The organism is Myxococcus sp. XM-1-1-1, from assembly GCF_020037095.1.
Classification (GTDB): Bacteria; Myxococcota; Myxococcia; order Myxococcales; family Myxococcaceae; genus Myxococcus; species Myxococcus fulvus.
In genome coordinates this window covers 215,487-241,663 of record NZ_JAIQDH010000018.1, presented here as the reverse complement: position 1 = coordinate 241,663, position 26,177 = coordinate 215,487, and the positions used below count along the sequence as shown (strand labels likewise).

The following is a 26,177-nucleotide window of genomic DNA, read 5'->3' as shown; positions in this document are numbered from 1 at the left end:
CCCGCCATCTCTGGAGAGCGCGGAGTAGACCGCCGCGCTCTCTCCCTCGCTCTAAAATGGCGAAAGTCGAGTCTGAGCACGCCCCACTGCGGACTCACCTCCGCAGAAGGGCTTTGTGCTTAGGCACGCGATGTGCTCCCGCCTGCCCATGGACGACTGGAGCAGGCGGGTGGCGCTCGAGCAGGGCTTGGCGGCGGTGGAGAGGGAGCTGCAGCGGGCAGTCGCGGGACGGGACGGAAGTCCCGAGGCGAGGACGCGCTACGTGCGGGCGCGACTGGCGTACGCGCAGATGGAAGTGATCGCGTTGAGGATGCTCGGCCACATCCAACGAGACTGAGGCATCGCCAGAGCGAGTTGCTGGAACACGTCCGCTTCGCCGCCGAGGCTGGCGAGAATGGAGCGTTTCCCTTCACGCCGGACTACGGCGCGCAGCAGCAGGCACAGCCCCGCATCTTGAAAGCCCAGTTCGGTGACGGGCACGCCCAGCGCGCGGAGGACGGCATTCGTCCCAATCTCCAGCGCTGGGCACTCCAAGTTCAACACCCGGAGGAAGGCGGAGGCGGACGCCATCGAGGCGTTCCTCGTCGCCCACCGCGGTGCGCTGCCCTTCGAGTTCGTCGCGCCCACGAGTGCGTGGGCTGTCGCAGTGTTCCGCTTCGGCACCGGGGACGGAGCGCGCACGCAGTTCCTGCTCGAGCGACCGCTCGCTCCCGGTGGCCCCGTGGAGCTCGTGCCGGTGACGGAGTGGGGCGCGCCGCCCGTCCTCTTCCGCGACGGCGTGCCTCTCGTCGCTGGGACGGGCTACGCGCTCTCCGCCTCGGGGCTTGTCACCTTCGTCGCTGCCCCAGCGGCGGGCGCGGCGCTCACCTTCACCGGGGGCCGGCGCGCGGGTGCACCGCGTCGTCTGCGAGAGCTGGTCTACCAGCGTGAAGGGATTCAACGCCCACGACGTCAGCGCGGAGTTCCAGGAGGTGGCAGGGTAGGAGCCTCTGGGTGGTAGCTGCTCAAGAGTCAAAACCACTGAGGGGTATTTGCATCATGATGGCATATGTTGATTGGTGGCAGTCTCGATGCGTTTGCGCTATATTCTCGTTAAGCGCGAGTTTGCGTGCGCTTTCTCAGGGAGAATACATGCGGTCTAGCATGAGGTGGCTGTTTCTGGCGGTAGCGCTGTCGAGTGGGCTCGTGGCAGCTGAGGCGCCGAACGAAGTCTCGGGGACGTGTACCGGAATCGTGACGGATGAGACGGACCCGAAACTTCGAGAGTATCTCGCGCGACCTGATGTGTCCGTCTACCAGGTAGGGGAGACGAGGACCGTGCGGGTGTCGAAGGACAAGACGGTCTCGACTGTGGATGTCGTGTGGGTGAACTCCTCTTTCAATGATCCGCTGCCGGAGCCGGGAAAGGTGGAGTGCATCCTTGAGTGCAGCGGACCGTCGTGCAGTGGCTATGGGTGTCAGGCGCATATGAATGGCTCATGTACGCCCTTCAGTTGCTCTGGAAATGGCTGTTCTGGCAAGTGCACGCAGAAGACTGTTAGCGGTGGCCCCCTGCCTGAGTAGCTGCTGACCGTGGTGTTGTGCGTCCATATCAATGCCTTCCCCGGCGACGAGAGGTCGGTCGCCGCGGTGGGCCGGTTCATGAGAGAGCATGCGACGGCCAAGGCGCTCATCCTCGATGCGCGGACCCATCGCGGCGGAGGCCCTCGCGAGATGAACGTCCTGCTGTCCTATCTCTTCGAGCAGGAGGCCCTCCTGGCGTACTTGGACACCCCACGGCGCAACCTCGAGCTCGAATGCGGGCCGCCCGGGGACGTCCTGATGCGCGAGGGCCATGGGCCCGAGGGAATCCATCGGCGGGAGCACCGCGTGCACCCCCACACGACGGAGTCACGCCTCTTCGGCGCGCGGGTCTTCTACCTCGTCTCCAGCCGGACCGCGTCCGCGGCCGAGCACCTGGCGCTGGCCCTCCAGCGCACGGAGCGCGCGACCCTGGTGGGCGAGACCACGGCAGGGGCCAATCACTTCGCCTGCCCACAACCGCTCGGGGACTCGCTGGCCGTGGTCCTCCCCGTCGGGCGGACCCTGGACCCCGACACGGGAAAGGACTGGGAGGGCGTTGGCATCACCCCCGACATCCTGGTCCCCGCCGACCAGGCGCTCGAGGAAGTGCTCCAACGCCTCCGGTGAACCGGGCTCCGCGTTCACGCGCACGGACACGTTGGGCCCGGGGCGCGGCGTCACGAGAGGGCCGTGATACCGTGCTTCATCGCCACGGTGACTGACCGGAGGAGCCGTGGGGCGCAGCTCCTGCGTGGACTCGGACTGGATGACCCAGGACGCATCTCGGAAGAGGACCATGCCGCGAAGCCACATTGCGCCGGGGCGGCACGGGCCCGCATGGAGACCCGGTGTTGCCCGGCACGTGCGATTCGTGACGACAGTCTCTGGGGGCGCGCCTTCGCCGTGCGCTGCGGCCTGAAGACAACCTTCAACAGGAACGCCAACCGCGCGCCTCCCACAATGAGCAGGAGGCGCGCGACCGGACGTTCAGTACACCACCACCGAGGCGTAGACGCTGGTGCCGTTCGTGTACGCCACCAAGGCGCCGCCGTTCGACGGGAGCGCGGCGACCGCGGGCACGTTGCCCGGCCCGATGGTCCTGGCGTCCGTGGGCTGAATCAACGTCGCCCCCACGAGCATCCGGTCCAACTGGATGTTGCCCGTCCCCCGCTGCGTGACGATGTAGCCGTTGCCGAGTGCGTCCGCGTCAATCGACCGGACCGGAGCCGGAGAGACATCCGTGGGCAGGCCCGTCACCTGGATGCTCGTCCCCGGCGCGGACACCGGGATGACATCCACGTTGTCGTCCCCGAAGGAGCCCGTGACGTAGATGAACCCGTTGGAGCCCGTCCAGTCCGAGAAGAACGCCTGCCCCGGCGGCGAGCTCTGCGGACCGAAGCTCGTCCCCTGATCGCTGCTCCGACGGATGCGGAACGTCGGGTCATCGCTCACCGAGAAGACATCGCCGCTGATCTTGTCCACGAGTACGTCGAAGAAGGCATTGTTCTGGTCCACGTCCGTCACGCTGAAGTCGCCCGTGCCGCGCGCGAAGTTGCGCAGGACGCGCACCCCCGCGCCGCCTCGTGAGACGACGACGTAGACCGCGTCGCCTGTCGAATCCAGGCTGACGGTGGGGTTGCCCGCGTTGCCGAGGCTTCGCGGCGCCTCCCAGCTCGTCCCCGCGTCCACGGTCCGGGTGAACAGCAGCGAGCCCGCGCTCGTGGCCGCCACATACGCGGTCCCCGTGGGGCCGCCCTCGATGGCGACCTCCGCCGCGTCGGTGATGCCCAGCGGCGTCGGCCCTACCCAGGTGAAACCCCGGTCCGCGCTCACGCTGACATGGACCGAGCCACCGCAGAGCATGACGACGTAGAAGCGCCCCAGGGCGTCCACCGCGGCCTTGCGGCCCGTGTTCGAATTGGCCGTGGTGCAGTTCAGCGTCCCGCTGATGAGCGTGGGAGGAATGTTCGAGAAGGCGTCCAGCTGGCACTCGGCGTCGCAGCCATCTCCCGGCGTCGTCCCGCCATCATCGCACTGCTCTCCCGCCGCGCTGTCGACCAGTCCGTCGCCGCACACCTCCAGGCCCTGACAGTCCGCTCGACAGCCATCGCCCGCGGCCCGGTTGCCGTCGTCGCACACCTCACCCGAGTCGACGAAGCCGTCACCGCAGACCGGCGGCCCCCGGACGGTGATGCTGACGGTGGCCGTGTTCGACGTCAGCACGCCGTCGTTGGCCGTGAAGGTGAACGCGTCCGTCCCCTGGTAGTCCGCGTTCGGCGTGTAGAGCAGTTGGGCCCCCGTCCCGGACAAGGTCCCGTGGGCGGGCGGCGTCGTCACCGTGAAGCCCAGCACATCCCCGTCCACGTCCGTGGCCGCCACGGTGACGGGCGTCGACGTGTTGTGGTTCACCGTCACCGCCGCGGAGGTCGCCACGGGCGCGTCGTTGACCGGCGTCACCGTGACGGTGACGGTGGCCCTCGCCTGCTTCTTCCCGTCCGAGACCGTGACCTGGAACGCATCCGTCCCGTTGAAGTTCGCGTTCGGGGTGTACGTCACCACGGCTCCCGTGCCCGTGAGCGTGCCATGGTCGGGCAGGGTGAACGTGTAGCTCAGCGCGTCGCCATCCGGATCCGCCGCGGGGAGGGTGATGTCCACCGCGGTGTCCTCGGGGGTGGTCGCCTGGACGGGCTCGACGGTGGGGGCGCGGTTGTTGTCGCAGACGCTCGGCTGTCCCGTGCAGGTGTAGCCCGGCTCGACCTCGCAGACACTGCTGCAGCCGTCTCCGGAGTGCTGATTGCCGTCGTCACAGACTTCGTACCCGTCCAGCACGCCGTCCCCACAGATGACCCGCAGCGACGTCTCCACCGCGTCCACCAGATACACGGCGAGCGCCCCCTTCAGGCGCACGTAGCGATAGGGCACGTTCCCAGGGTACCTCGCCACCGCGATATGGGTCCCCAGGCCCAGCTCGACCAGGTGCAGCGGGCTGGAGCCAATGAAGGTCCCATCCGCCTTCAGGAAGTCCACCTGGGCCACCAGCGCCAGCGACAGGCCCTGGTAGTAGACGCGCAGGTCCCCGGTCCCTTCTTCACCCTGGCCCAGGTCCAGCACCAGCGCCGCGTTGAGCAGGCCCAGCAGGGTCGCCGCCCTCCCGTCCGGAGCGCCCAGCGCCGCGCTCGCGTTGAGCACCGCCGCGTTGGTGCCCGACGCCACCGCGTCCGCATACGGGTCCCACGTCAACGCCGCCTCCCCGGATTGCGACATCCCGGGCTCCGGAGCACGGACCTGCTCCTCCACCACGGGTTCCGCACCGCACGCCGCCAGCGACAGGGCCAGCGTCACGCCGAGCCCCCATGACCACGTCATCCCAGGACCACTTCGCATCGATGGACTCCCCCCGAGGAGCAAGATGATGCCCGGAATGGACCATCCCCCTCGTGGATTGAACGACAGCTCTTCTTGCGACCGACGTCTCGTCGCGCAATACATGAATGGCCAACGTCCTCCGGCCACCAGCCGCCAGGCACTCGAGTGCCATGGACACATGTCAACGACAGGTGTCGACAGCGCTTCGCGTCTCAGGGGCTCGCTTCAGACATGCTCGTGACGGGGCCTTCAGTGACCCTGACCAGGAGCGGCTCGGAGACGACCCGGCGACTCATAGCGCATTGCCTGTCGTGATACCAGGAATGCCGTCAATTCTCGGGCGCTAGGGCAGACATCCAGCATCCTCGGCCTGGCGTCACGACCCCGCTCCTGACACGTCAAATCCTTCCCTTGACATGTCAAACCACGCGGCGTGGCCCCAGGCCGCGAACGGGGTCACCGGGCCCGGGCTTCTTCATCTCCGGGTGTGAGGTTTGCAGCGCGGGCTCCCGCCCGACGATCCGGGCCCAACCGGAGATGACCGATGATGCCTCGCCGCTCCTTGTCCTTCCTCGCACTGGGAAGCTGCCTCTTGATGTCTGGCGCCGAAGCGCAGACGCCTTCCTCCCAGGCGCCCGCGAATGCGTGCTACCTGTGGAAGGGGCGCGGGGGCAATCCCACGCAGAGCTACATGGTGACCCACGCCAGCTGCCGCCCCTGGAATCGCAACCACGGGTGGAGCTTCATCCAGACGAACAATGGGGTGGACTACTATCGCGGAACCTTCGAGGGCGCGGCGGCCACGCCCTCGCTCTGGGCCGTCTACGCGGACTTCGGCTCCGCGGTGCTCACCACCCAGGCGGACTACGACGCCTTCATCGCCAACACCCGGTTGTCCGGCTCCTGCGCGGACTGTCTGCCGTAACCGCGGAGCTTCGGTGCTGGTGGGGCCGCCAGGCGTGGCCCCCTTCGAGATGAGGCGCCGAGGGTCCCTCGCGCCTCATCCGCCGCCTCGGTCTGTCGCCGCACAACGGGCTTCGCACCCGGGCGGGAGTGTGCACCGGGCTGCACATGCCAGGCACCACGTCGCGTGAGCGGGCCGCGCATCTGCTGGAAACTCCTCGGGGCTCGGAGGGGCTCCTGGCTTGCAGTGGCGCATGCGCATGTTCGTCATCACGGCACGACTCCTGTCGACATGGTCCTTGCTGTTTTCACTGCTGTTCCTCTCCCCGCGCCTCGCGCTCGCGTCCAGCGAGGGCCCCGGGGCCGCTGAAGCGCCCCTTCCGGATGGAGCCACGAGCATTCCGCCTCGGGAGGCGGCCCCGTCATCCGACGCAGCGGCGCTCGCGGCGCTTCGCACGAGTGCCCGCATCGCGGTGGAGATTGGCGCCATGTCCGTGACCTCCTTGTCGATGGGGCTCCCCGGCTTCTTCGTGGGCAATGCGTCTTGTCAATCCCGCTCGGGAATCGGTGCGTGCATCGACAATGCAGCTGCGGGCTTCCTCGTGGGCGCCGCCGTGGGCGCGCCCATCGGCATCATGTGGGGAGCACGCATCCTGGATGGAAAGGGGACGTGGAGCGGAACGCTCCTGGGGGCCGGGGTCGGCGCGGGGACGGGCACCGTGGTGTCTCTGCTCCTGGTGGAGAAGGGCGACTTCATCATCGTCCCTTCGGTCGCCCTGGTGGGCTCGGTCCTGGGGTCCTTCGTGGGCCATGAACTGTCCCATGCCGCCAACAGCGCGCCGCCGGCCCCGTCGGACGTCCACCTGCAACCCCTGGTCTCGGTGACCCAGGGGGGGATGACGTTGGGGTTGGGCGGCCGGTTCTGAGCGTCGCCTCACAGGCGGTAGACGAGCACGTCGTGGTTCGAGGGACTCATCCACACGATGGCGTCCAGGCTGGGGAAGTCGATGGCCCGGCGCCGCGCGATGCCGCACCGCGGGGCGGGGGCGGCATTGGCGAACGTCTTGGGCCGCGGCGTCGCGGGCGTGGTCCTCCGGTAGACAGTTTCGCTGACATGCGCGTGAGGCCCCCAGGGCTCGGGGGCGCGCGAATTCATTCGGAGGGCTTGCGTGGAGCGGGGCTATCCTCCCTGGAGGGGCGGAGGGCAGGCGGAGACCTGCCAAGAAGCGCAATCCTGTTGCAGTCATTGCGTAGGGCCACAGGGGTGTTCTCGCGCAGGAGCTTTCATGCAAGGTCGTTCGGGGCAGAGGCGGATCTTCGGCGTCATCCTTGGTGTCCTCCTCGCGGCGGGGCCCGCGTTGGCGCAGGGCTCGTTGCGAGGGCGCATCGACGCGTTCGTCCAGGCGGAGCAGAAGCGTCAGGGCGTGGTGGGGCTCGCGGTGGGCGTGGTGCACAATGGGCGCGTCGTGCTCGCGAAGGGGTACGGCTCCGCCGACCTGGAGCACCGCGTCCCCGTGGGGACGGACACGCTCTTCCAGTCGGGCTCGGTGGGGAAGATGTTCACCGCCATGGCGGTGATGGCGCAGGTGGAGGCGGGCAGGGTGTCGCTGTCCGACTCCATCACGAAGCACTTCCCGGACGCCCCCGCGTCCTGGGCGCCCATCACCGTGCGCCACCTGTTGACGCACACGTCCGGCATCCAGGACCTGGAGGGGAAGCTCGACGAGCGCAAGGACTACACGGACGAGGAGTTCGCGCGGTTCATCTACACGCTGCCCCTGGAGTTCCCGGCGGGCCTGCGCTTCAGCTACAGCAACTCCGGCTATGTCCTGCTGGGCCTGCTGGTGAATCGCATCACGGGCACGACGTATGTCGATGTCCTGGACGCGAAGGTCTTCAAGCCCGCGGGCATGAAGACGGCGCGCGGCATCAGCGAGGCCGACATCATCCCCAACCGCTCGTCCGGTTATCAGTTGGTGAAGGGCACGCCCAAGCACCAGACCTGGGTGTCCCCGTCACTCAACACGACGGGAGACGGAGCGCTCTACTTCTCCGTGAAGGACCTGCTGGCGTGGGACACCGCCGTGCGGAAGCGCGCGCTCTTGAGCGAGGAGAGCTGGCGCGAGATCCTCTCACCCGTGCGGCTCAACAGCGGCGCCACGCATCCCTATGGATTCGGCTGGCAGCTGCTGGAGCGCAATGGCAAGCCGCTGCACCAGCACGGTGGCGCGTGGCAGGGGTTCCGCGCCCACTACGCCCACTACGAGGGGGACTCGCTGTCCATCATCGTGCTGGCGAACACGGCGCAGGCCAGCCCCGGGCGGTTCACCGAGGGCATCGCCGCCATCGTCAACCCGGCGCTCGGTCCGCCGAAGCTCGCCGCCGTCGAGGACACCGAGCCGCAGGTCACCGCCCAGCTGACGGCGTTCCTCGAGGAGGTGAGGGCGGGGACGGTGGACAAGGCCCGCTTCGCCTACGCGCCGCCGTGGCTCGCCTCGGAGGCGCTGCCGCATTTCACGGAGCGCCTGAAGAAGCTGGGGCCCACGGGGATGTTGCGGCTCGCCCAGCGAGAGGTGGTGGGCGATGACCGCGTCTACACGTACCTGGTGGACTTCGGCACCGACACCTACGTGTACAAGGTGTCGCTCATCCCGGATGGCCGCGTGTCCCTGTTTGGCATGACCGAGCTGAAGAAGTAGCGAAGGCCCTGGAGGGCCATGCGGCCAGCGGGTTGGTCCCCGGGGCGGTGCTATGACATTGGGCGCATCTCAGGTTGAAGAGCAGTGGCCCCGTGATGGGGTTGCCCGGCAGGAGGTCTTCCGCGTGAGCGACGGGGGATGCCACGACAAGCACAGGGCCAGCAGTCCCAGAGTCAACCTGTGGTGGGAGGTCGAACGCAGCGTGGTGGTGCTCCTTGTGTGGGGTGATTCATGAAACACGTCCCAAACGAGCTGAAGTCGGCTTCAAGGAGGGTGTTCGAAGAGGGACGCTCCCTGTGTCTGCGGGCGAGTGGATGTTCGAGGATGTCTCGGAGCTCGACACCTGGGCTCGACCTGGGGCGCTCCAAGGCGGCCCATGCGGGCCTGGGGCTCCCCGGACCTGCGCTGTAGCGCGGGGACGTGCGGGGCCCCCTCCCAGACCTGTCCCGCTCAGGGCATGCTAGGCACCCGTGGAGGGTTGTTGCCTGTTCCTGACCGCGGGGTCCCATGGCTGTCCAGGATGGTGATGAGCCGTTGCTCGGGGTGGCGCTGGCTGAAGGCCTGCTCACCCGGGACGAGGTGACTGCGATTCGCGAGGAGGCGCTCCGGATGGGGAAGAGCCCCCTCCAGCTCCTGCTGGAGCGTGGGCGGCTCTCCGCGCAGACGCTGGCGGCGCTGCGTCAGGACCTGTCCAGTCACCCGGCTCCGAACCCCGCGGCGGGCCCTTCTCCCGACGACACGGTCACGGTGTCGCCTCCCGTCGAGGCACGGAGCGCGATAGCGCCCGAGGACTTCCCCGTGCCCGGGTGGGACCGCTACCAGCCCGTCCGGCTCCTGGGGCAGGGCGGCATGGGGCGCGTGTTCCTCGCGTGGGACCCGCGCCTGCGACGTCAGGTGGCGCTCAAGTTCGTCCGCGACGAGTCGTCGTGGCTCACGCGCCGCTTCATCGCGGAGGCCCGCGCCCAGGCCCGCGTGAGTCACGAGCGCGTCTGCGAGGTCTATGAGGTCGGTGAGGTCCAGAACAAGGTCTTCATCGCCATGCGGTTCATCGACGGGCAACCCCTCGGCACGCTCGCTCCGTCGCTGCGCCTGGAGCAGCGGGTGATGGTGCTCCGGGATGCCGCGCTCGGCGTGCACGAGGCGCATCGCGTGGGCCTCATCCATCGCGACCTGAAGCCCTCCAACATCATGGTGGAGCGCGCCGATGACGGCACGCTGAAGCCCTATGTCATGGACTTCGGCCTCGCCCGTGACTGGTCCGCGAGCACCACCCTGGATGGGACGCTGCTGGGCACGCCCCACTACATGGCCCCCGAGCAGGCCCGCGGCGAGCACGCCTCGCTGGACCGCCGCGCGGATGTCTACAGTCTGGGCGCCAGCCTCTACTTCCTCCTCACCGGGCGTGCTCCATTCGAGGGGCACACGGCCCTGGAGGTGCTGGAGCAATTGCGCACCGCGGAGCCTCGGCCACCCCGGATGCTGGACAAGGCCATCCCCGAGGACCTGGAGGCCATCACCCTCAAGTGTCTGGAGAAGGACCGCTCCGCTCGCTACGACTCGGCGCGCGCGCTCGCGGAGGATTTGGAGCGCTACCTCTCGGGCGAGCCCGTGCGCGCGCACCGGGGCGCCAGCTACCAGCTCCGCAAGCGGTTGCGCAAACACTGGCGCCGCGTGGCAGTGGCCGCCGCGATGCTCCTGGTCGTCGCGAGCGCCCTCGGGCAGGTGGCATTGGCTCGCCATGAGGCCTCGGTGCGTGAGCGCCTGGCCCGCCGCTTCACCGAGCAGGTGGAGCGCATCGAGGCCCTGGCGCGCTACTCCGCGCTCGCCCCGCTGCACGATACGCGCGAGGACCAGCGCAGGTTGCGCGAGCGGATGGAGGTGCTCGCCGCCGAAATCGACACGGGTGGGCCGAGCGCCCAGGGCCCCGGACACTACGCGCTGGGACGAGGCGCCCTCGCGCTGGGCGACCTCGCCCAGGCCCGCCGCTCCCTGGAGTCCGCGTGGAGCGCGGACTTCCGTGAGCCCCGCGTGGCCCAGTCCCTGGCCCTGGTGATGGGGCAGCTCTACCGGGAGCACCTGCTCGAGGCCGAGCGCCTGCGCTCTCCCGAGCAACGACAGGCGCGCCTGAGTGATCTGGAGCGCGACTATCGAGACCCGGCGCTCGCGTACCTGCGCCAGAGCCAGGGCGCGGAGGGGCTCGCTCCCGAGTACGGCACGGCCCTGCTGGCCTTCTACGAAGGGCGCCTGGACGAGGCCCTCGGTCTGCTGGACACGCTGGGCACCCAGCAGCCCTGGCTCCACGAGGCGCCGATGCTGCGCGGGGACATCCTGGTGGCTCGCGCGACTCGCAAGGGCACCTCCGGTGCGCGTGAGGAGGCGCTGCGCGACTTCGAGGCCGCTCGCGGCGCCTACTCCCGGGCCATCGCCATCGCCGAGAGTCTGCCCGCGTCGCATCGGGCCCTGGCTGGGCTCGAGTACGCGGTGCTGTTGATGGAGCTCTACGACAAGGGCGATGTGGGGCCCGCCTACGAGCGGGGGCTCGCCTCCGTCGCGCGGGCGCTGGCCGCCTCACCCGAGGACTATGAGTCGCTCGTCCTGGAGGCGCGCTTCCATCGTCGCTGGGCCGAGGACCGGGGCCGCCATGGCGTGGACCTGGAGGCGCTGCTCCAGAAGTCCTCCGAGCGCCTGCGGGCCGCGCTGGCGCTCGCACCCCAGCGGCCCGAGGCGCGGCTCGAGCTGGTCAACGTCCTGCTCCAGTGGGGACAGTCCCGCCGGGAGCACGGAGGCGACCCGCGCGAGCGCTTCCGCGAGGCCCTGGCGATGCTGGAGGGAATCGCTCCCGGGCAGCGAGACCACGGGTTCCACAACCAGCGAGGGCTGCTCCACAAGGAATGGGCGGAGTACGAGGAGCAGGCGGGGCTGTCCTCGCGGGCAGCCCGTGGGAGGGCCATGGAGGCCTATCGCGAGGCCATCGCGCTCGACCCTCGACTGCCCGAGCCGTACATCAATCTGGCCATCGCATACATCACCCGGGCCGAGGGTTCGCACGGCGCGGAGCAGGAGGAGGACCTGTCCCGGGCGCGCGATGCCCTGGCCGAGGGCCGACGCATCAATCCCAGACACGTGGTGGCGTTCTTCTATGGAGGCGAGGTCCATATCCTCCTGGCGGCGCGCCGACGGAACTCGGGCGGAGACCCGGAGCCGGAGCTGAACGCCGCGCTGGAGCTGTACCGCCAGGGATTGGGCATCAATCCGCGACTGCCCCACCTCCACAACGGCGTGGGACGGGTGCTCCGACGGCTGGCGGAGGATGCGTGGGAGCGCGGCGAGGCCTCGGAGCCGCTGCTGGCCCAGGCCCAGGCGAGCTATGAGAAGGCGCTCGAGGTGGCGCCCAAGTGGCTCCCCGCGCTCAACAACCTGGGCGAGGTGCACGCCGTGCGGACCCTGCACCTGCGCGAGGCGGGGAAGGACCCGGGCGTGAGCCTCCGCGCGGCGCTGGAGGCCTACCAGCAGGCCGTGGTGCTGGCGCCGGAGCATGCCCAGCCCTGGTCCAATCTGGGCACCAGCGAGGTGCAGGGGGCCGCGGAGGACCTGGTACGAGGTAGAGACCCGGGCCCTGCGTTGAGGCGCGCGGAGGACGCGCTCCAGAAGGCCCTGAAGCACAACCCCCGGCTGGCGGAGGCCTGGAGCGGGCAGGGGGAGCGGCTCGCGGTCCTCGCCCGCTGGCGTGCATCGAAGGGGCAGGGGAAGGATGAGGACTTCGAGGCCTCGGCGCGAGCGTTCGATGAGGCCCTGAAGCTTGCTCCCGAGCGCCATGACTTCCGGCTGGCCTTCGTGCGGCTCTGTCTGGATTGGGCGGCGTGGAGCGCCGGGCGGGGCGCGGACGCGAAGGCCCTGCTGGAGCGAGGTCTCCTCCGCGTGGACGAGGCGCTGGAGGCGAGGCCCGGATGGCCCAACGCACAGGCCCACCGCGCGGGCCTGCTCCTGGCGAGGGCGGAGCTCACGCCAGGAGAGGGTGAGGACTCCCGAAGGGCGCGGCTTCAGGCGCGGGAGGCGTTGAACCTGGCGCTCTCCCGCAACCCGAATCTTGCCCCCCGTTGGTCGAACGGACGGGAGCCGCGGGGCGCCACGCTCACGCGTTGACGTGGGAGTTTCCGCGGGGCTCCTCGGTCCCCATGCCGACGTTCAACGTCCCGGTGATTTCGCCAGCCAGGACGTCTCGGAACTGGCAGGTGATCGTGTATTGCCCCGCGGGCAGGAAGTCTGGAATGGGGACGTTCTTCGGGACGAAGAGGTCGACAGGCGGACGCGAGTCGAAGCCTTGCGTCCGGAGCTGGATTCGAGCATCTCCGAGGTCGTGTGCGGTCATGAACAGGAGCACATGGGTGCTGCCCGCCGTGACGTTGATTCTACCGTCCTTGACCGGTTTCTCGTTGTGGAGCCAGTACTGCCGCGTGGCCTTGATGACGTCGAGTCCACCGCGCGCCGGGTCTTGTCTCTGTTTGGGTGGAATCCCCATGCACACCTCCGTGATGTGAGAAGTGCCCGGGATGTGCAATCCACGGGCCCCGCCCATTCGTGCGGCTCGGGTTCAGCAACCCGGGCTGGAGTCGTCCACGCCCGCTGCTCGTGGCGACACCGAGGATGGGGGCTCATCTCCACCCTTTCCGACGTTCAACGTCCCCGTCATGTCACCCAGCAGCTTCTTCTCCGAGGAGTAGACCGTGAGCAGGTAGCTCCCGGAGGGCAGGACGTCGGGAAGCAGGGTGTTCAGGCGGACGGGGGTGTGGAGGGCGGCTGCCGCGCCGCTGAGTCCGATGTGGAGCTGGACAGGTACGTCCTCGAGGATGGAGCGGGTCCCGGCCGTGATTGTGAACAGGAGGGTGTTTTCGCGGCCCGCTGGGATGCTCATGCCTTGGCGGGGCGACTTCACGTTGTTGAGATACCAGCCATCGTCCCTGAGTTCGATGCGGTAATCGGCGTGTCTCTCCAGGGGGCGCTGAGGAGATGGGGTGCTCATCCTGGCCTCGCTTTCGCCCTGCTTACTTGTGTGCGTCGTCATCGGTGCCGGTCCCGACGTTGAGGGTCCCCGTGAGGTCTCCAGCGACGTCGCCCTCGCCCGTGTATGTGCATTCGACCGGGTGCATGCCGGGGGCCAGGCCCATGATGATGGCTCCGTCCCCGACGGGGGAGCCATCCAGGTAGAGCTGCGGTTTGATGAACTGAGGCGACGCCTCGAGTTCGACCGAGGCATGCCCTGGGATGGGAATGACCTGGCCGGGCTGATAGCCCGTGCCGTCGAGGCTCCAGAGATCCGGCTCGGCCTCGAGGGTTTCGAGGCCCGGGGCGGGTGCCAGTGGTTGCTTCTTGGGAAGGGGATTGCTCATCCATGCCTCCACTTCGTGAGAGGCACGATGTGATTGCAATCCAGGGGCCCCGTCATCGGGTCAGCCGAGCCCCAGCTCCTTGATGCGACGGCTGAGCGCGCGCCGGGAGACTTCCAGGCGGCGGACCATGGTATCGAGGTCACCCTGGCACTCGTGGAAGCAGCGGGTGAGCTCCTCCACGCTCAAGTCCCCGGCGAGCCGGATGACCGGGCTGCGCTCGATGAGGTTGTAGATGGACGAGCGGGGGATTCCCAGGTGGTCCGCGGCGCGCTTGACGTCCCACTCGTGCGCGCGCAGGGCCTCGAGCAGCTCCGGCTCCGTCACCTCCGTGGACTTGCGGCGGGTGAGGGGCTCGGCGTCAGGCGACGCGGGAGCCGGAGGCCGCGCGAGGGGCAGGGGAGACTCCAGCTCCTGTGCGAGCCGCGGGCCCAGCTCCAGCTGGGATTGTCCCCGGCTGCCGACCACGAGCTGTCGCGCGACGTTGCGCAGCTGGCGGATGTTCCCGGGCCAGGAATGGCGCAGCAGCCGGACCGCGAGCGCCGGTGGCAACCAGGGCTCCTGGTAGGGGTCTCCCGGTGTCAGTCGATGCGACTCCCCGATGGACTCCAACGCCTCCCGGGCGAAGTGGAGGAACAACGGGGCGATGTCCTCGCGGCGCTCGCGCAGGGGCGGCAGCTGGATTTCATAGCCCGCGAGCCGGTGGAGCAGCGGCGCCTTGAAGCGGCCGTCGCGGATGTGGGTCTCGAGGTCCGCGTCCGTGGCGGCGACCAGCCTCACGTCCGTGCGAACCGGCGTGCTGGCGCCGACGGGGAACAGCTCACCCGCCTCCAGGACTCGCAGGAGCATGACCTGGAGCTCGGCGGAGGCCTCGCCGATTTCATCCAGGAAGAGGGTGCCGCCCTGGGCGGCGCGGAAGAAACCATCACGTGCCTGGTTCGCCCCGGTGAAGGCCCCCTTGGCGGCGCCGAACAGCTCCGCCGCCGCGAGCTCCCTGGGGATGGCGCCCAGGTTGATGCTCAGGAAGGGCTTCCTCGCGCGCGGGCCCTGCTGGTGGAGCGCCTGGGCGACCAATTCCTTTCCGGTCCCCGTCTCACCCCGGATGAGGACACACAGGTCCAGGTCCGCCACGCGCTGGATGTCCTTGCGCACCCGGCGCAATCCCACACTCTCTCCCACCATGCCCGGCGATGCGAGCGCGGTGGACGGTCCGGGTTCGCACAGATGCAGCAGCAGGACGAGTCGCCCCGCCAGCTCCAGGGGCACCCCCGAGCGCACCGCCTCCAGGTCCCACTCGCGCGAGTCCCGCAGTGGCACGCCGTCCGACGTGCACCGGGTCTCGGGCCCCACGCTGACGCGAATCCCTGTCTGCGTGCGATTGAACCGGAGGAAGGGCTTGCGGCTCAGGAACGGGTCCCCCAGCGGCGCACCGAAGGCGCTGGACGCGGGCGTGAAGTCCGGAGCGTTGCGCGAGAGGACCCACTCCTGCCCCGCGAGGAGGTCCTCGAGCACCCGCCGCTCGCCCACCCGGGCGAGCTGGGGATGGGCGACGAGCGTCAATACCGCCGCCGGGTGGTGCATGGGCTCACCGCCCCGGCGCGGGGGCTCCGCGGCCGTCGAGACATCCGCGAGGAGCTGGGGCGATGGAGGGGAGACGAGAGGGGGCCGGGACACGAGCTGGCATTGTAGCCGGCTTCCCACCCGCGGAGGCGCTAGTCCTGGACCAGCTTGTAGAGCGAGGCGAGGCTCTGCAAGGCGATGGACGCAGTCTGTGAGTTCTGGAGGCTGGTCGCGTTGATCCACACCACCTGCTCCCCGTTGCCCTGGAGGTTCCACTGCAGTGTCTGGGACTCGGCGCGGTTGATCTGCACCAGGTCCTTGAGCCGGGAGGTCGCGTAATAGAACGCGCTCGTGGGCTCCACCTGGCTGTTCACGAGGTTGACGGTCGCCTTCTTGGAGGTGAACTGGACGGACATGAACTGATTGACGTTGCTCTGCAGCTGTCCCTGGTACCAGGAGGGCTGGGGCGCGGTGTGGTACCGCGTGAACGTCTTGAGGGGATGCAGCTTCCCATCCGCCTCCAGCAGCGTGTTGTTGAGGCCCGTGGTGTTGGTGGGCATCTTGACGCTCCCGATGAAGCACTGCACCTGGGCTCCAGGCTGGTTGTTGCTCATGCCCACCGAGACGTTGTTGGTGTCGTCACCCGACACGAAGAACAGCGACGCCAGCCCCTGCTTCGCGTTGGTGCCGGGCACTCGCACCGTCACGGGCGCCTCGCTGTTCTTCCACACGACGGTCAGCGTGGCGCCGGTCTCGTTCTGCGCGCTGTTGTAGAAGAAGAGCGCATGGAGCAACTCCTTGTTGAGTCCGCCCGCGCAGCTCGCGGTGTCGCCTTGGGACAACGTCAGGATGTGGCCGTCGTTCCATTGATAGGAAGCCATTGCTCTCTCCAGGAGTGGGGACCGGCGTGTCGCTCACGCCGAGCCTGTCGAGAGCAGGACATGTGCCACGCGCCCCGACGGCCCCGTGTGAGGGCTGCCTCGAAGACCTGGCGTGTCGGCGACATGTCCACGGCATGTCCTGGACACACTCCCTGGAGCTACCCGCGCATTCGCGGAGGGTGAGTCTCACCGTGTGAGACGGCAGGCGGAGCCGGGCTGCATTTCCCTGCGCGTCCAACAGGGCTGGCTTGGAAAGCCTGACTCCCAAATGAGGCGGTGTCGCGGAGAGTGTTTCGGGGTCGAAAAATCGCCCGCACTCCTTTATAGGTGACCGAACGTTCGCTGAGGCTCGTGCCCCGGTCGGCCCGCTGGGAGTCGTCCCCTGAAGTACTCGCACTCATTGGTCTTCCCCACGCACACCCTGTCCTGGCTGGCGGGGGGACTCGTCCTCATCTACTTCGCGCTCGCGATGATGCTCACGCCCTCGGGCATCCATCTGCTGCCCGCGGACATGGTGAAGGGGATGGTGCGCAGTCAGACGGGGTTCGCCTTCGCGCTGCTCGGCATCCCGTGTGGGCTCTATCTGATTCTCTGGCGCGCGGGCGACCTGTTCGCGTGGCTGCTCTCGCCGAACTCGCTGGTGCTCGACGCCCGCGGCATCCACGTGGGCAAGAAGTCCGTCCTGTGGCGCGACATGACGAGCATCGTGCGCGAGCACAACAACGAGTGCCTCATCCTCGCGCATCGCGACAGCAAGTACCGGCTGCGGCTGCACCTGTGGAGTGACTCGGACGAGTTGGAGGCCGTGGTCACCCAGCAGGTCGTCTCCATGCTGCTGCCGGCCATCCGTCGCCAGGTGGCTCGCGGCGAAGAGGTGCGCTTCGGTCCGCTGTGGATCCGCGCCGAGGGGCTGGTCTTCAAGAAGAAGCTCATCGAGTGGGAGGACATCGAGTCGCTGCGGCTGCAGGACGACTTCGAGCAGGGCGTCTCCACTCGGGAGCTGCACATCCTCGCGAACGGTCGGCTGCACAAGATCGACGAGGAGAAGCTCGTCAACGCGCCCGTCCTGTTCTCCTACCTCTCAGACCGGCTCGCCGGCTGAGCTTTTCGTCCTCACCCCACCGTCAGGCAGCACATCATGGAACTCTACCGATCCGCTCAGTCGAAGGCGAAGTCGAACCAGCCCCAGCATTTCTACTACTCGCGCACGAAGCTCATCATCGGCACCGTCATCTGGGTGGTGGCCACGGCGTTCTTCGGCTACCTCGCGTTCGCCGCGCGTGACAAGGGCGCCGCCGTGCTCGCCATCGCCGGGCTCATCCTGTTCGGCTGTCTGGTGATGCTGGTCAACTGCATCAAGCCGATGGTGCTGGGCAAGATGGACCAGCCCGGGCTCACCATCGGCCACGACGGCATCCACTTCGCGGATGGCGTGCACATCGCCTGGGAGCACATCGAGGAGAACACCTACCTCGACCAGTCGTACATGGGCATCCCCATCGGGAAGTTCGTGGTCATCAAGACCACGCTGAAGAAGCCCAAGGGCAAGCAGTACCGCGTGGCCGCGCTCGACATGTCGAGCGACGAGTACCTGGCCACCTGCGACCGCTACAGCCAGCGCTGAAGCCCTCGCTCGCCGCCTGTCTCCAGGCGGCCGGCCGTCCCCGTGTGCGCGTGGCACGGGGCGCTTCGTGTCGCTTGGGGGGACCGGCCCTCCGGTCTACCCTCGGGGCATGAGCTCCGAGCACCGCACCGCGATTCTCGACGCCGCCACGGACAGCTTCTCCCGGCTCGGCTTCAAGAAGACCTCCATCGAGGACATCGCGAAGCGCGCGGGCATCGGCAAGGGGACCGTCTACCTCCACTTCGAGAGCAAGGAGGCCCTGCTCGGCGCCGTCATCGACCGCAACCGGGGCGAGGCGCTCGTCCACCTGGAGGCCGCGGTGCGCAGGGCGGCGACTCCGGAAGCGAAGCTGCGCACGTTCATCGAGGTGCGCGAGGCGCAGCTCACGCGCGTCACGCGGACGCTCTCGCTCCCTGAAACCGCGATGCTGGAGTTCATCCCCGTCGCCGAGCCCTTCCTCCGGGAGGACCGGGCGCGGGAGCTCGCGCTGCTGGAGTCCATCATCGTCGAGGGGAAGGCGCGGGGGGCCTTCGTCGTCCGCGAGCCCCGGAGCGTCGCGATGGGGCTGTTGGCCGGGCTCCACGGCATCACCGGAATGCTCCTCACGTCAGCGGAGGGCGCCCGTCAGCGTGCGGCGCTCTCGGAGATGCTCGAGCTGGTGCTTCGTGGGCTGACGATGCGGTCACCCGTTTCCGATGACACTTCATCGTGAGGGTGAGTGGGGCGGGGCACATCGAACTCCCGGACCTCGCGCGTTAGAGTCGCGCGGCTGTCCGTCCAAGCCGGGGGTACGCACATGAAGCCGTCGGGAGTCATGTTGGCGTTGTTCGTCGCGCTTTCGTTCATCGGATGTGGTGGGACGGAGCTGGAGCCCGGCTCCGCGGCGCCTTCGGAGGAGGGCGCGACGCATTCCCAGCTCGCCGTCTGTTCCGTGTCGTGTCCCGGGTCCACGTCCGTGTCGTGTTCGGGGACGACGTGCTCGGGCACGGACGGGCAGGGCGTCACGTGTGATGGGGTGTTCACGGCGTGCTCCCAGTCCACCTGCTCGGGGCTGCCCGCGTGCAGCCAGTATGCGAACCAGTCCTGCCTGCGCAGTCAGATTGGGACGCAGATGGCGTGCTGTAGTGGCAGTGGCTTCGCGGACGCGTTGCTGTGCTCGGCGTATTCGAGCTCGCCCACGGGCGCGCGGTGGCTCTACTTCTGAGGCCCTTGGGGTGAGCGTGCGCGGGAGCTTCGGGTCGTGACGTCGCGCCGCATGTGGCTCCCGCGGCAGGGGCGCGCGGTGGGAGTGGACTGGAGTGGCGCGGTCCACGCCCACCGGAAGGTCTGGGCCGCCACCGTGGAGTTCGAGGCGGGGCGGGCGAGGCTCGTGTCGCTCGTGCGCCCGTTCTCCTCCGGAGGCGCGCTCGTGGTGGCGGAGGGGCTGGGGCCCTGGTTGTCGTCCCACGGCGCCGACGTGGCCGGGCTCGACTTCTGCTTCAGCCTGGAGGCGAGCCAGCTCCAGCGCCTGGGGCTCCCCGTGACGGGCCCCTCGCGGTTGGGGGCCGCGGTGGCGAAGGTGCATGCCTCGGCTGAAGCGTTCAGGGACGCGGTGGGGCCGGAGAAGAAGCGCGTCACGGACGTGACGTGCTCGGCGCCGTTCGCGCCCACGAACCTGCGCATGTTCAGACAGACGTACTGGGGCCTGCGTGCGCTCGCGGGCTGGCGCGGGGCCGTTCCTCCGTGGAGCATGCACCCCGGGCCGGCGGTGGTGGAGGTGCTCCCCGCCGAGGTCGTCCGCTGGTTGGGATTGCCCAGGACATACAAGGGCCGCGACTTCGCCGAGCGCCGCCGCGACCTCCTCCGATGCGTTCGTGCATCCACCGGGCTGGTCATCTCCACCCGCGACCAGCTCACCCTGGTCTCCGACGCGGATGGCGACGCGCTCGATTCGCTCCTCGCGGCGCTGTCGGCCGCGTCGGCCTGGGCCTCGGGGTTCAGTGGTGCTCCCGCCTCCGTGGTGCGCTCGGGAGAAGGGTGGATCTACCCGGTACAGGAGCGCCCCGGCCCATAGCGCCCCGAGGAGACGCGCGGCACTCGCAACCGACGAGGTCCTCCGTCCCCACGCCGCGAGGGGCGCTCCGGCTCGGAGCGCGCGCGCCGCAGCTCACCAGGGGGCGGCCTTGGTCTGTGCCAGGTCGGAGCGATGAGGACCTCGAGGCTCGGCGTGCCGCTCGCGGCAGGGCTTCTGTGGACGCCATGCTGGCACGAGCCGCTCGGCTTCATCAGCTCGGGGCGCGCAGCTTGCGCGTGGCCTGCAGCTCCGTGGGCGCGGCCTCCACTGGCGCCACCAACTGGGTGGGGACGAGCTCCACCGGAGCCACCCCGGGCGCGCGCGACTGGAGCGCCTCCACCTGCTCGGGCGTGGGGTCGCTCAAGTCCGCGAGCGCGCACTCATGCGCGTACTTCTCCACGAAGTCCTCGCGCAGCCACCGCGCCAGATTCACCGCAGGCAGCGCGGGCCTCAGCCCCTCCAGCGCCAGCTCCATCTGCCGCGCATCCTCGAAGCGCCGCGCGGGCATGGGGTGCAGCGCCCGGTCGACGATGGCCCGCAGCTTCCGGTTCACCTCGGCCGCCTCGGGCCCATCCCACAGCGCGCGCTGCTGGAGGCTCATGCCGATGCCCGGCAGCTCACCCCACAGCAGCTCATGCAGCACGCAGCCGAGCGCATACACATCCCCGGACACCGTCGCCGGGGCCCCCGCCCTCCGCTCGGGCGGCATGTACGCGACCTTGCCGATGACGTCGCCTTCCTGGGTGAGGTGGCTCAGCGCGGGCACGGACGCGGTGGACACGGACGACTCCTGCGGCGCGCCCAGCCCGTGCGCGATGCCGAAGTCCACCACCTTCACCACGCCGTCGAACGTCACCACCAGGTTGTCCGCGCTGATGTCCCGGTGGATGACGCCGCGCTCGTGCGCGTACGCGAGCCCCCGCAGCGCCTGCACGCAGATCTCCACCACGACCTCGAGCGGCACCACGCTCCCGCGCCGCACCTGCCGCGCGAGCTTCAGCGCATTCACGCCGCTCAGGTACTCCATGACGATGAACCACGCGCCGTCGACCTGTCCCAGGTCGTGCACGGAGACGATGTTCGGGTGATGCAGTCGCGCCGCGGTGCGCGCCTCACCGATGAAGCGCTGCAGCCGCACCGCGAGGTCCTCGCCCCCCTCGTCGACCATCCGCTTGAGCACCACCAGCCGGTGGAACCCCGCCCGCCCCGTGCGCACCGCGAGCCACACCTCGCCCATCCCGCCACGCCCCAACCGCGACAAGCGCCGATAGCGGTGGATGCCCGTGCCCAGGTCCGCGCCCCTCAGCGAGCGCGCGGTGAGGATGGCCAGCGCCGTCGTCGCCAGCATCAGGAAGGGAATCCCCACCAGCGTCGTCAAGGACGGCCCCTGCGTCCACCCCAGGTCCACCGCCAGCTCCCGCCCCAGGATGCCGAGCGCGCACAGCGCGGCGAACAGCACCGCCACCGCCATGGCCCCGCGCCGCTTGAGCGCCCGCAGCGCCTCCACCGCCCACGTCCCGCCCACCGTGAAGGCGAGCAACCAGAACATGGGCAACCCCAGGCTGGAGGTCGCCTGGCCCAGCTCCGCCGGCGTCATCCGCACGCTCGCGCTCGAAAGCACCGAGCCCAGCACGTCCACGATGCGCAGCGCGCCGAAGGCCACCGCCAGCGCCACCAACACCTTGCGCCAGGGCGTCAGCGGCAGGTCCAACAGCGCCCACAGCACCCGCAGCAGCGTGTAGGGCAGGGGGATGGCCATCAGCGCGCCCAACAGCAACCAGGGGCGCGTGTCGATGAACAGCCGCCCCGCCTCGTGGCTCGTCACGCCGGTGGAGAAGCTCAGCGCCGCGAAGCCCAGGAAGCTCGTGGCCAGCCACAGCTGCACCCGCTGGGAGCGCACCGCGCCCCACGTCGCCAGGTGCACCAGCGCGAGCACCAGGAAGGCGCCGGCCAATGCCAGATGCAACATCGTGTAGGGCGTCACGACGCGGGAGCCTAGTCCAGGCCTCCCGCTCCTCGCGAATTACGACTTGGACGGGGCTCAAACCAAGCCACCGGGGTGGTCGAGGACCCCCGTGGAAAGGCGCTACTTCTTGCCCGCGACCTTCGCGTACGTGCCCTTGAGGGCGACGCCGATGGCGAAGGTGCCGGCGTGGCACTCGATCTCGGTCGCGTGCTGCAGCTCGTTCTTCTTGTAGTAGCTGACGATGCCGACCACGGCGTTGGCGCCGCGCTTCTTGGCGCCCTCCTGCAGGGCGATGAGCGCGGAGAGGGTGGCCCACTTGCAGCCCTCCTCGTCGGACTTGTTGAGGCCGTTGGTCTTCTTGTTGGAGACGTCCTCGCCCATCTCCTTGACGATGTCGGGCGTCTTGGCGCCGGCCAGGTAGAAGCGCACCGTGCCGTCCAGCTTCTCCTGGGCCTGGGGCATGGCCAGGACTTCCTTGAGCGGAATCATGACCACGGTGTCGCGCGCGAGGGCCGGGGTGGAGACGGTGAGCGCGAGCAGCGACAGCAGCATTGCCTTCTTCATGGAGTTCTCCGTCACTGCCACCGGCGGAAGATCAACGAGGTGTTGATGCCACCGAAGGCGAAGTTGTTCGACATGACGACGTCGGCCTGGATCCTTCGGCCATTTCCCGTCACGTAGTCCAGCGGGGCGCAGCGGGGGTCCACCGACGCTTCATCCAGATGGAGCGTGGGGGCGAACCACTCCGAGCGCATCATCTCCACCGTCATCCACGCCTCCAGCGCGCCGCAGGCGCCCAGCGTGTGTCCCATGTAGCTCTTGAGGGACGAGATGGGCATCCGCTCGCCGAAGACCTGGTTCGTGGCCACGCTCTCCGCCACGTCGCCCGTGTCGGTGGCGGTGCCGTGCGCGTTGACGTAGGCCACCGCGCCCGGCTCCACGCCCGCGTCCTCCAGGGCCAGTCGCATCGCCAGGGCCATGGTCTCCGAGTGCGGCTGGGTGATGTGGCGCCCGTCGCTGTTGGTCCCGTAGCCGATGAGCTCCGCGTAGATGCGCGCGCCCCGGGCCCGGGCGTGCTCCAGCTCCTCCAGCACCAGCGTGCACGCGCCCTCGCCGAGCACCAGGCCGTCGCGCTGGGCGTGGAAGGGGCGGGGCGTCAGCTCCGGGGTGCCGTTGCTCTTCGTGCTGGTGGCGAACAGGGTGTCGAACACGGCGGCGCCGGTGGCATCCAGCTCCTCGGCGCCTCCGGCGAGCATGGCCACCTGCCGGCCCATCTTGATGGCCTCGTACGCGTAGCCGATGCCCTGGCTGCCGGACGTGCACGCGCTCGACGTGGTGATGATGCGCCCGGTGAGCCCGAAGAAGACGCCGATGTTGACGGCGGCCGTATGGGACATGGAGCGCACGTAGGACGTGGCGGTGATGCCCTCGGTGCTCTTGTTCATCAGCATCCGGCCGAAGTCGCCGATGCTCGGCGGCGAGCCGGTGGACGAGCCGTACGACACGCCCATCCTCCCGCTGGAGAGCAGCGCGTCGCCCAGGAGCCCCGCGTCGACGAGCGCCAGCTCACTGGCGCGCGTGGCCAGCAGCGCCACCCGGCCCATGCCGCGCATCGTCTTGCGCGAGTAGGTCTGCGGCGGCAGCTCGAACGGCGCGGTGGGCGCGCCCACCTGGGTGTTGAGCCCCTCGTACTGCTTCCAGTCCTCGATGACCTGCACGGCATTGCGCAGCGACCTGAGCCGGGCCTCCACCTGCGGCCAGTCATGGCCCAGGGGGCTCAGCGCGCCCACGCCCGTGACGACGACCCGCTTCATCCCAGCAGCCCTCCATTCACGGAGATGACCTGCCGCGTGACGTACGCGGCGTCCTCGCTCATCAGGAAGCTCACCGCGGCGGCGACCTCCTCGGGCCTGCCCAGCCGCTTCGCCGGAATCATCTTCAGCGCCTCCTCGACGACGTGCGGCTCCACCATCTCCGTGTCGATGAGGCCCGGCGCCACGCAATTCACCGTGATTCCACGGCTGGCCAGCTCCACCGCCAGCGCCTTCGTGGCGCCGATGATGCCCGCCTTCGCCGCGCTGTAGTTCACCTGGCCCCGGTTGCCCATGAGGCCGGACACCGAGGACAGCGTGACGATGCGCCCGGGCTTGCGCCTGCGCACCAGCGGCATGCTCAGCGGGTTGAGCACGTTGTAGAACGCGTCCAGGTTGGTGTGGATGACCGCGTCCCAGTCCTCCGCGGGCATGGCGGGGAAGGCGTTGTCCCGGGCGATGCCCGCGTTGCACACCACGCCGTAGTAGCAGCCGTGGGCCTCGATGTCCGCGAGCAGCACCTTCTCCGTGTCGGCGCGGTCGGCCACGTCGAAGCGCAGCACCCGCGACGCGCGGCCCAGCTCGCGCACGCCCGCGGCCACCGCCTCCGCCTCTTCCACCTTGGCGCGGCAGTGCACCACGACGTCGAAGCCGTCGCGCGCCAGCCGCAGGGCAATGGCGCGGCCGATGCCCCGGCTGGAGCCCGTCACCAGTACCGTCTTCTCACTCATCCTTGCCCACCTTCGTCAGGTCCACCGAGGCCGGCGGCTGGAACACCGTCAGCGCCGCGGTGGCCACCGTCTCCCCGCCCACGCCCAGGGTGCAGTCGAACTGGCTCATGCCCTCGTCCGTCCAGAATTGTCGGCGGACCTCGATGCGAAGGTGCTCGCCCACCTTGAACGACGGGCGGCTGCACTCGTACTTGCGCGTGCCCAGGAGGAAGCCCATCCGCTGGGGCTGTCCCTGCAGCCGCTGCCGCCAGCCGGCGTAGGCGGCGATGGCCTGGGCCATGAACTCGATGCCCACCCAGCCGCCCACCTCGCCCCCTTCCTGGAAGAGGCAGTCCTCGCGCAGCGTCACCTCGGCCACCAGGCCCTCCTCGTCGCCTTCCACCGCCCTGTCTATCAGCCGCATGCGGTCGGCGTGGGGGACAATCTCCGAGATGTCGAAGGCAATGGGCGTGCGCATCAGGCCGTCCCCAACAGAAGTGCGGCGTTGCTGCCGCCGAAGGCGAAGGAGTTGCTCAGGACATAGCGCGGCGGGCGCCCCAGCGCCGTTCCCGGCTTCACCAGCGCCAGCGCGGGCAGCTCCGGGTCCGCCTCGCCGTCCCACCAGTGGGGCGGAAGCCGCCCGTGGGCGTCGGTGAGCGTCAGCCAGCACAGGGCCGCCTCCAGCGCGCCCGCGGCCCCCAGCGTGTGCCCGGTGAGCGGCTTGGTGGAGCTGCACGGCACGGCCTGCCCCAGGAGCGAGGCCACCGCGCGGCTCTCCATGGCGTCGTTCTGCGGCGTCGCCGTGCCGTGGAGGTTGACGTAGCCCACGTCGGCCGCCGTCACGCCCGCGCGCTCCATCGCCGTCCGCATGGCGACCAGGGCGCCCCGTCCCCCGGGCTCGGGTGCGGAGAGGTGGTGAGCGTCGGAGGACTCGCCCCAGCCCGCGAGCCGCACGGGCCCCGGCTCGCGCGTCATCAGGAACAGCGCCGCGCCTTCCCCGATGTTGATGCCCCGGCGGTGGACGCTCATCGGGTTGCACCGGGCCTCGCTCACCGAGTCGAGCGAGGCGAAGCCCGCCACGGTGAAGGCGCACAGCGCGTCCGCGCCGCCGGTGATGACCGCGTCGGCGATTCCCGAGCGCAGGAGCCGGGCCGCGGTGGCCAGGGACTTGGCGCTGGACGAGCACGCGGTGGAGATGACGAACGACGGCCCGTTCACCCCGAGCACGTGGTTGAGTGCCAGCGCGGGCGAGCCCAATTCCTGTTGTCGCACGTCGAAGTGCGCGGGCAGCTCGCCCGTGGCCTCGCGGACCTTGATGGCGGCCTCGCTCTCGCCGATGCCGGAGGTGCTGGTGCCCAGGACCACGGCCACGCGCTGGGGCCCGTAGCGCAGCAGGGCCTCATCCACGGCGGGACGCACCTGGGCGAGCGCGGTGAGCAGGAGCGCGTTGTTGCGGCTTCGCAGGTGCACCGGCAGCGCGTCCGTGGCCACGAGCGGCGAGGTGACCTGCCCCACGTGCAGCACGCGGGAGGCGAAGTCGGGGCTGGGGGCCACGCCCGTCGGCTGGGTGCCGAAGAGGGCCTGGGCCACCTCGGTGGTGCCATGGCCCAGGGCGCACACCACGCCGAGGTGGTTGAGGAAGACGGGCGGCGTCACG

24 protein-coding genes are annotated in these 26,177 nt (G+C 69.3%); 10 read left to right on the top strand and 14 right to left on the bottom strand.

What is annotated here, in order from left to right; all coding sequences use genetic code 11:
• Positions 1-258 precede the first annotated feature (258 nt).
• Entirely contained in the window at positions 259-570 is a 312-nt protein-coding gene (locus K8640_RS30065; protein WP_223750211.1) for a hypothetical protein, read from the bottom strand.
• Between the two features lie 1,002 nt (positions 571-1,572).
• Between K8640_RS30065 and K8640_RS30055 the strand changes: the two genes are divergently transcribed.
• Positions 1,573-2,190, top strand: a complete 618-nt coding sequence (locus tag K8640_RS30055) for a S41 family peptidase (RefSeq protein ID WP_370640412.1) — start codon at positions 1,573-1,575, stop codon at positions 2,188-2,190.
• A gap of 360 nt (positions 2,191-2,550) precedes the next feature.
• Here the strand turns inward: K8640_RS30055 and K8640_RS30050 are convergent, their stop codons facing one another.
• Complete coding sequence (locus K8640_RS30050) at positions 2,551-4,929, bottom strand: Ig-like domain-containing protein (protein WP_223750200.1); 2,379 nt, start codon at positions 4,927-4,929, stop codon at positions 2,551-2,553.
• Between the two features lie 595 nt (positions 4,930-5,524).
• On the opposite strand from K8640_RS30050, the gene K8640_RS30045 reads away from it, so the two are divergent.
• Positions 5,525-5,854: a hypothetical protein gene (locus K8640_RS30045; RefSeq protein ID WP_223750199.1), complete on the top strand. Its 330-nt coding sequence runs from the start codon at positions 5,525-5,527 to the stop codon at positions 5,852-5,854.
• A 466-nt stretch (positions 5,855-6,320) separates the two neighbouring features.
• Positions 6,321-6,758, top strand: a complete 438-nt coding sequence (locus K8640_RS30040) for a hypothetical protein (RefSeq protein WP_223750198.1) — start codon at positions 6,321-6,323, stop codon at positions 6,756-6,758.
• Positions 6,759-6,766: 8 nt separating this feature from the next.
• On the opposite strand, the gene K8640_RS30035 is transcribed toward K8640_RS30040, so the two are convergent.
• Complete coding sequence (locus K8640_RS30035) at positions 6,767-6,988, bottom strand: hypothetical protein (protein WP_223750197.1); 222 nt, start codon at positions 6,986-6,988, stop codon at positions 6,767-6,769.
• 130 nt (positions 6,989-7,118) lie between these two features.
• On the opposite strand from K8640_RS30035, the gene K8640_RS30030 reads away from it, so the two are divergent.
• Together K8640_RS30030 and K8640_RS30025 are read left to right on the top strand one after the other, a co-directional pair.
• Positions 7,119-8,531 (top strand): serine hydrolase, encoded by a 1,413-nt coding sequence (locus K8640_RS30030; protein WP_223750196.1) that lies wholly within the window; start codon positions 7,119-7,121, stop codon positions 8,529-8,531.
• 507 nt (positions 8,532-9,038) lie between these two features.
• Positions 9,039-12,674, top strand: coding sequence for a serine/threonine-protein kinase (locus K8640_RS30025; RefSeq protein ID WP_223750195.1), 3,636 nt, complete (start codon positions 9,039-9,041; stop codon positions 12,672-12,674).
• Here K8640_RS30025 and K8640_RS30020 read toward each other — a convergent pair.
• From K8640_RS30020 to K8640_RS30000, 5 genes are all read right to left on the bottom strand, one after another.
• Positions 12,664-13,050: a hypothetical protein gene (locus tag K8640_RS30020; protein WP_223750194.1), complete on the bottom strand. Its 387-nt coding sequence runs from the start codon at positions 13,048-13,050 to the stop codon at positions 12,664-12,666. The genes K8640_RS30025 and K8640_RS30020 overlap by 11 nt on opposite strands.
• A 72-nt stretch (positions 13,051-13,122) precedes the next feature.
• The gene (locus tag K8640_RS30015; RefSeq protein ID WP_223750193.1) at positions 13,123-13,593 is read right to left on the bottom strand and encodes a hypothetical protein; all 471 of its coding nucleotides are present in this window, start codon (positions 13,591-13,593) and stop codon (positions 13,123-13,125) included.
• On the bottom strand, positions 13,574-13,918 hold the full coding sequence (locus K8640_RS30010) for a hypothetical protein (RefSeq protein WP_223750192.1): 345 nt from the start codon (positions 13,916-13,918) through the stop codon (positions 13,574-13,576). The genes K8640_RS30015 and K8640_RS30010 overlap by 20 nt, the downstream gene beginning before the upstream one ends.
• A 60-nt stretch (positions 13,919-13,978) precedes the next feature.
• A complete protein-coding gene (locus K8640_RS30005; protein WP_370640411.1) occupies positions 13,979-15,589 on the bottom strand; it encodes a sigma 54-interacting transcriptional regulator in 1,611 nt (536 codons plus the stop codon).
• A gap of 38 nt (positions 15,590-15,627) precedes the next feature.
• Entirely contained in the window at positions 15,628-16,356 is a 729-nt protein-coding gene (locus tag K8640_RS30000) for a hypothetical protein (RefSeq protein WP_223750191.1), read from the bottom strand.
• Between the two features lie 400 nt (positions 16,357-16,756).
• Here K8640_RS30000 and K8640_RS29995 point away from each other — a divergent pair, with 400 nt between their 5' ends.
• The 5 genes from K8640_RS29995 (at position 16,757) to K8640_RS29975 (ending at position 20,033) form a co-directional block, all read left to right on the top strand.
• Complete coding sequence (locus tag K8640_RS29995; protein WP_223750190.1) at positions 16,757-17,458, top strand: DUF6585 family protein; 702 nt, start codon at positions 16,757-16,759, stop codon at positions 17,456-17,458.
• A gap of 36 nt (positions 17,459-17,494) precedes the next feature.
• Positions 17,495-17,980, top strand: a complete 486-nt coding sequence (locus K8640_RS29990) for a hypothetical protein (RefSeq protein WP_223750189.1) — start codon at positions 17,495-17,497, stop codon at positions 17,978-17,980.
• A 109-nt stretch (positions 17,981-18,089) separates the two neighbouring features.
• The gene (locus tag K8640_RS29985; RefSeq protein WP_223750188.1) at positions 18,090-18,692 is read left to right on the top strand and encodes a TetR/AcrR family transcriptional regulator; all 603 of its coding nucleotides are present in this window, start codon (positions 18,090-18,092) and stop codon (positions 18,690-18,692) included.
• Positions 18,693-18,776: 84 nt separating this feature from the next.
• Positions 18,777-19,184: a hypothetical protein gene (locus tag K8640_RS29980; RefSeq protein WP_223750187.1), complete on the top strand. Its 408-nt coding sequence runs from the start codon at positions 18,777-18,779 to the stop codon at positions 19,182-19,184.
• Between the two features lie 36 nt (positions 19,185-19,220).
• Entirely contained in the window at positions 19,221-20,033 is an 813-nt protein-coding gene (locus tag K8640_RS29975) for a DUF429 domain-containing protein (protein WP_223750186.1), read from the top strand.
• 211 nt (positions 20,034-20,244) lie between these two features.
• On the opposite strand, the gene K8640_RS29970 is transcribed toward K8640_RS29975, so the two are convergent.
• The 6 genes from K8640_RS29970 to K8640_RS29945 form a co-directional block, all read right to left on the bottom strand.
• Positions 20,245-22,017, bottom strand: a complete 1,773-nt coding sequence (locus tag K8640_RS29970) for a serine/threonine-protein kinase (protein WP_223750185.1) — start codon at positions 22,015-22,017, stop codon at positions 20,245-20,247.
• A gap of 102 nt (positions 22,018-22,119) precedes the next feature.
• Entirely contained in the window at positions 22,120-22,563 is a 444-nt protein-coding gene (locus tag K8640_RS29965) for an excinuclease ATPase subunit (RefSeq protein WP_223750184.1), read from the bottom strand.
• 11 nt (positions 22,564-22,574) lie between these two features.
• Positions 22,575-23,813: a beta-ketoacyl-ACP synthase gene (locus K8640_RS29960; RefSeq protein ID WP_141325835.1), complete on the bottom strand. Its 1,239-nt coding sequence runs from the start codon at positions 23,811-23,813 to the stop codon at positions 22,575-22,577.
• Positions 23,810-24,541, bottom strand: a complete 732-nt coding sequence (gene fabG, locus K8640_RS29955; RefSeq protein WP_223750183.1) for a 3-oxoacyl-ACP reductase FabG — start codon at positions 24,539-24,541, stop codon at positions 23,810-23,812. Before fabG ends, K8640_RS29960 begins: the two co-directional genes overlap by 4 nt.
• Positions 24,534-24,998 (bottom strand): 3-hydroxylacyl-ACP dehydratase, encoded by a 465-nt coding sequence (locus K8640_RS29950; RefSeq protein WP_141325833.1) that lies wholly within the window; start codon positions 24,996-24,998, stop codon positions 24,534-24,536. Before K8640_RS29950 ends, fabG begins: the two co-directional genes overlap by 8 nt.
• On the bottom strand, positions 24,998-26,176 hold the full coding sequence (locus K8640_RS29945; RefSeq protein WP_223750182.1) for a beta-ketoacyl-ACP synthase: 1,179 nt from the start codon (positions 26,174-26,176) through the stop codon (positions 24,998-25,000). The genes K8640_RS29950 and K8640_RS29945 overlap by 1 nt, the downstream gene beginning before the upstream one ends.
• Between the last annotated feature and the right edge of the window lies 1 nt (position 26,177).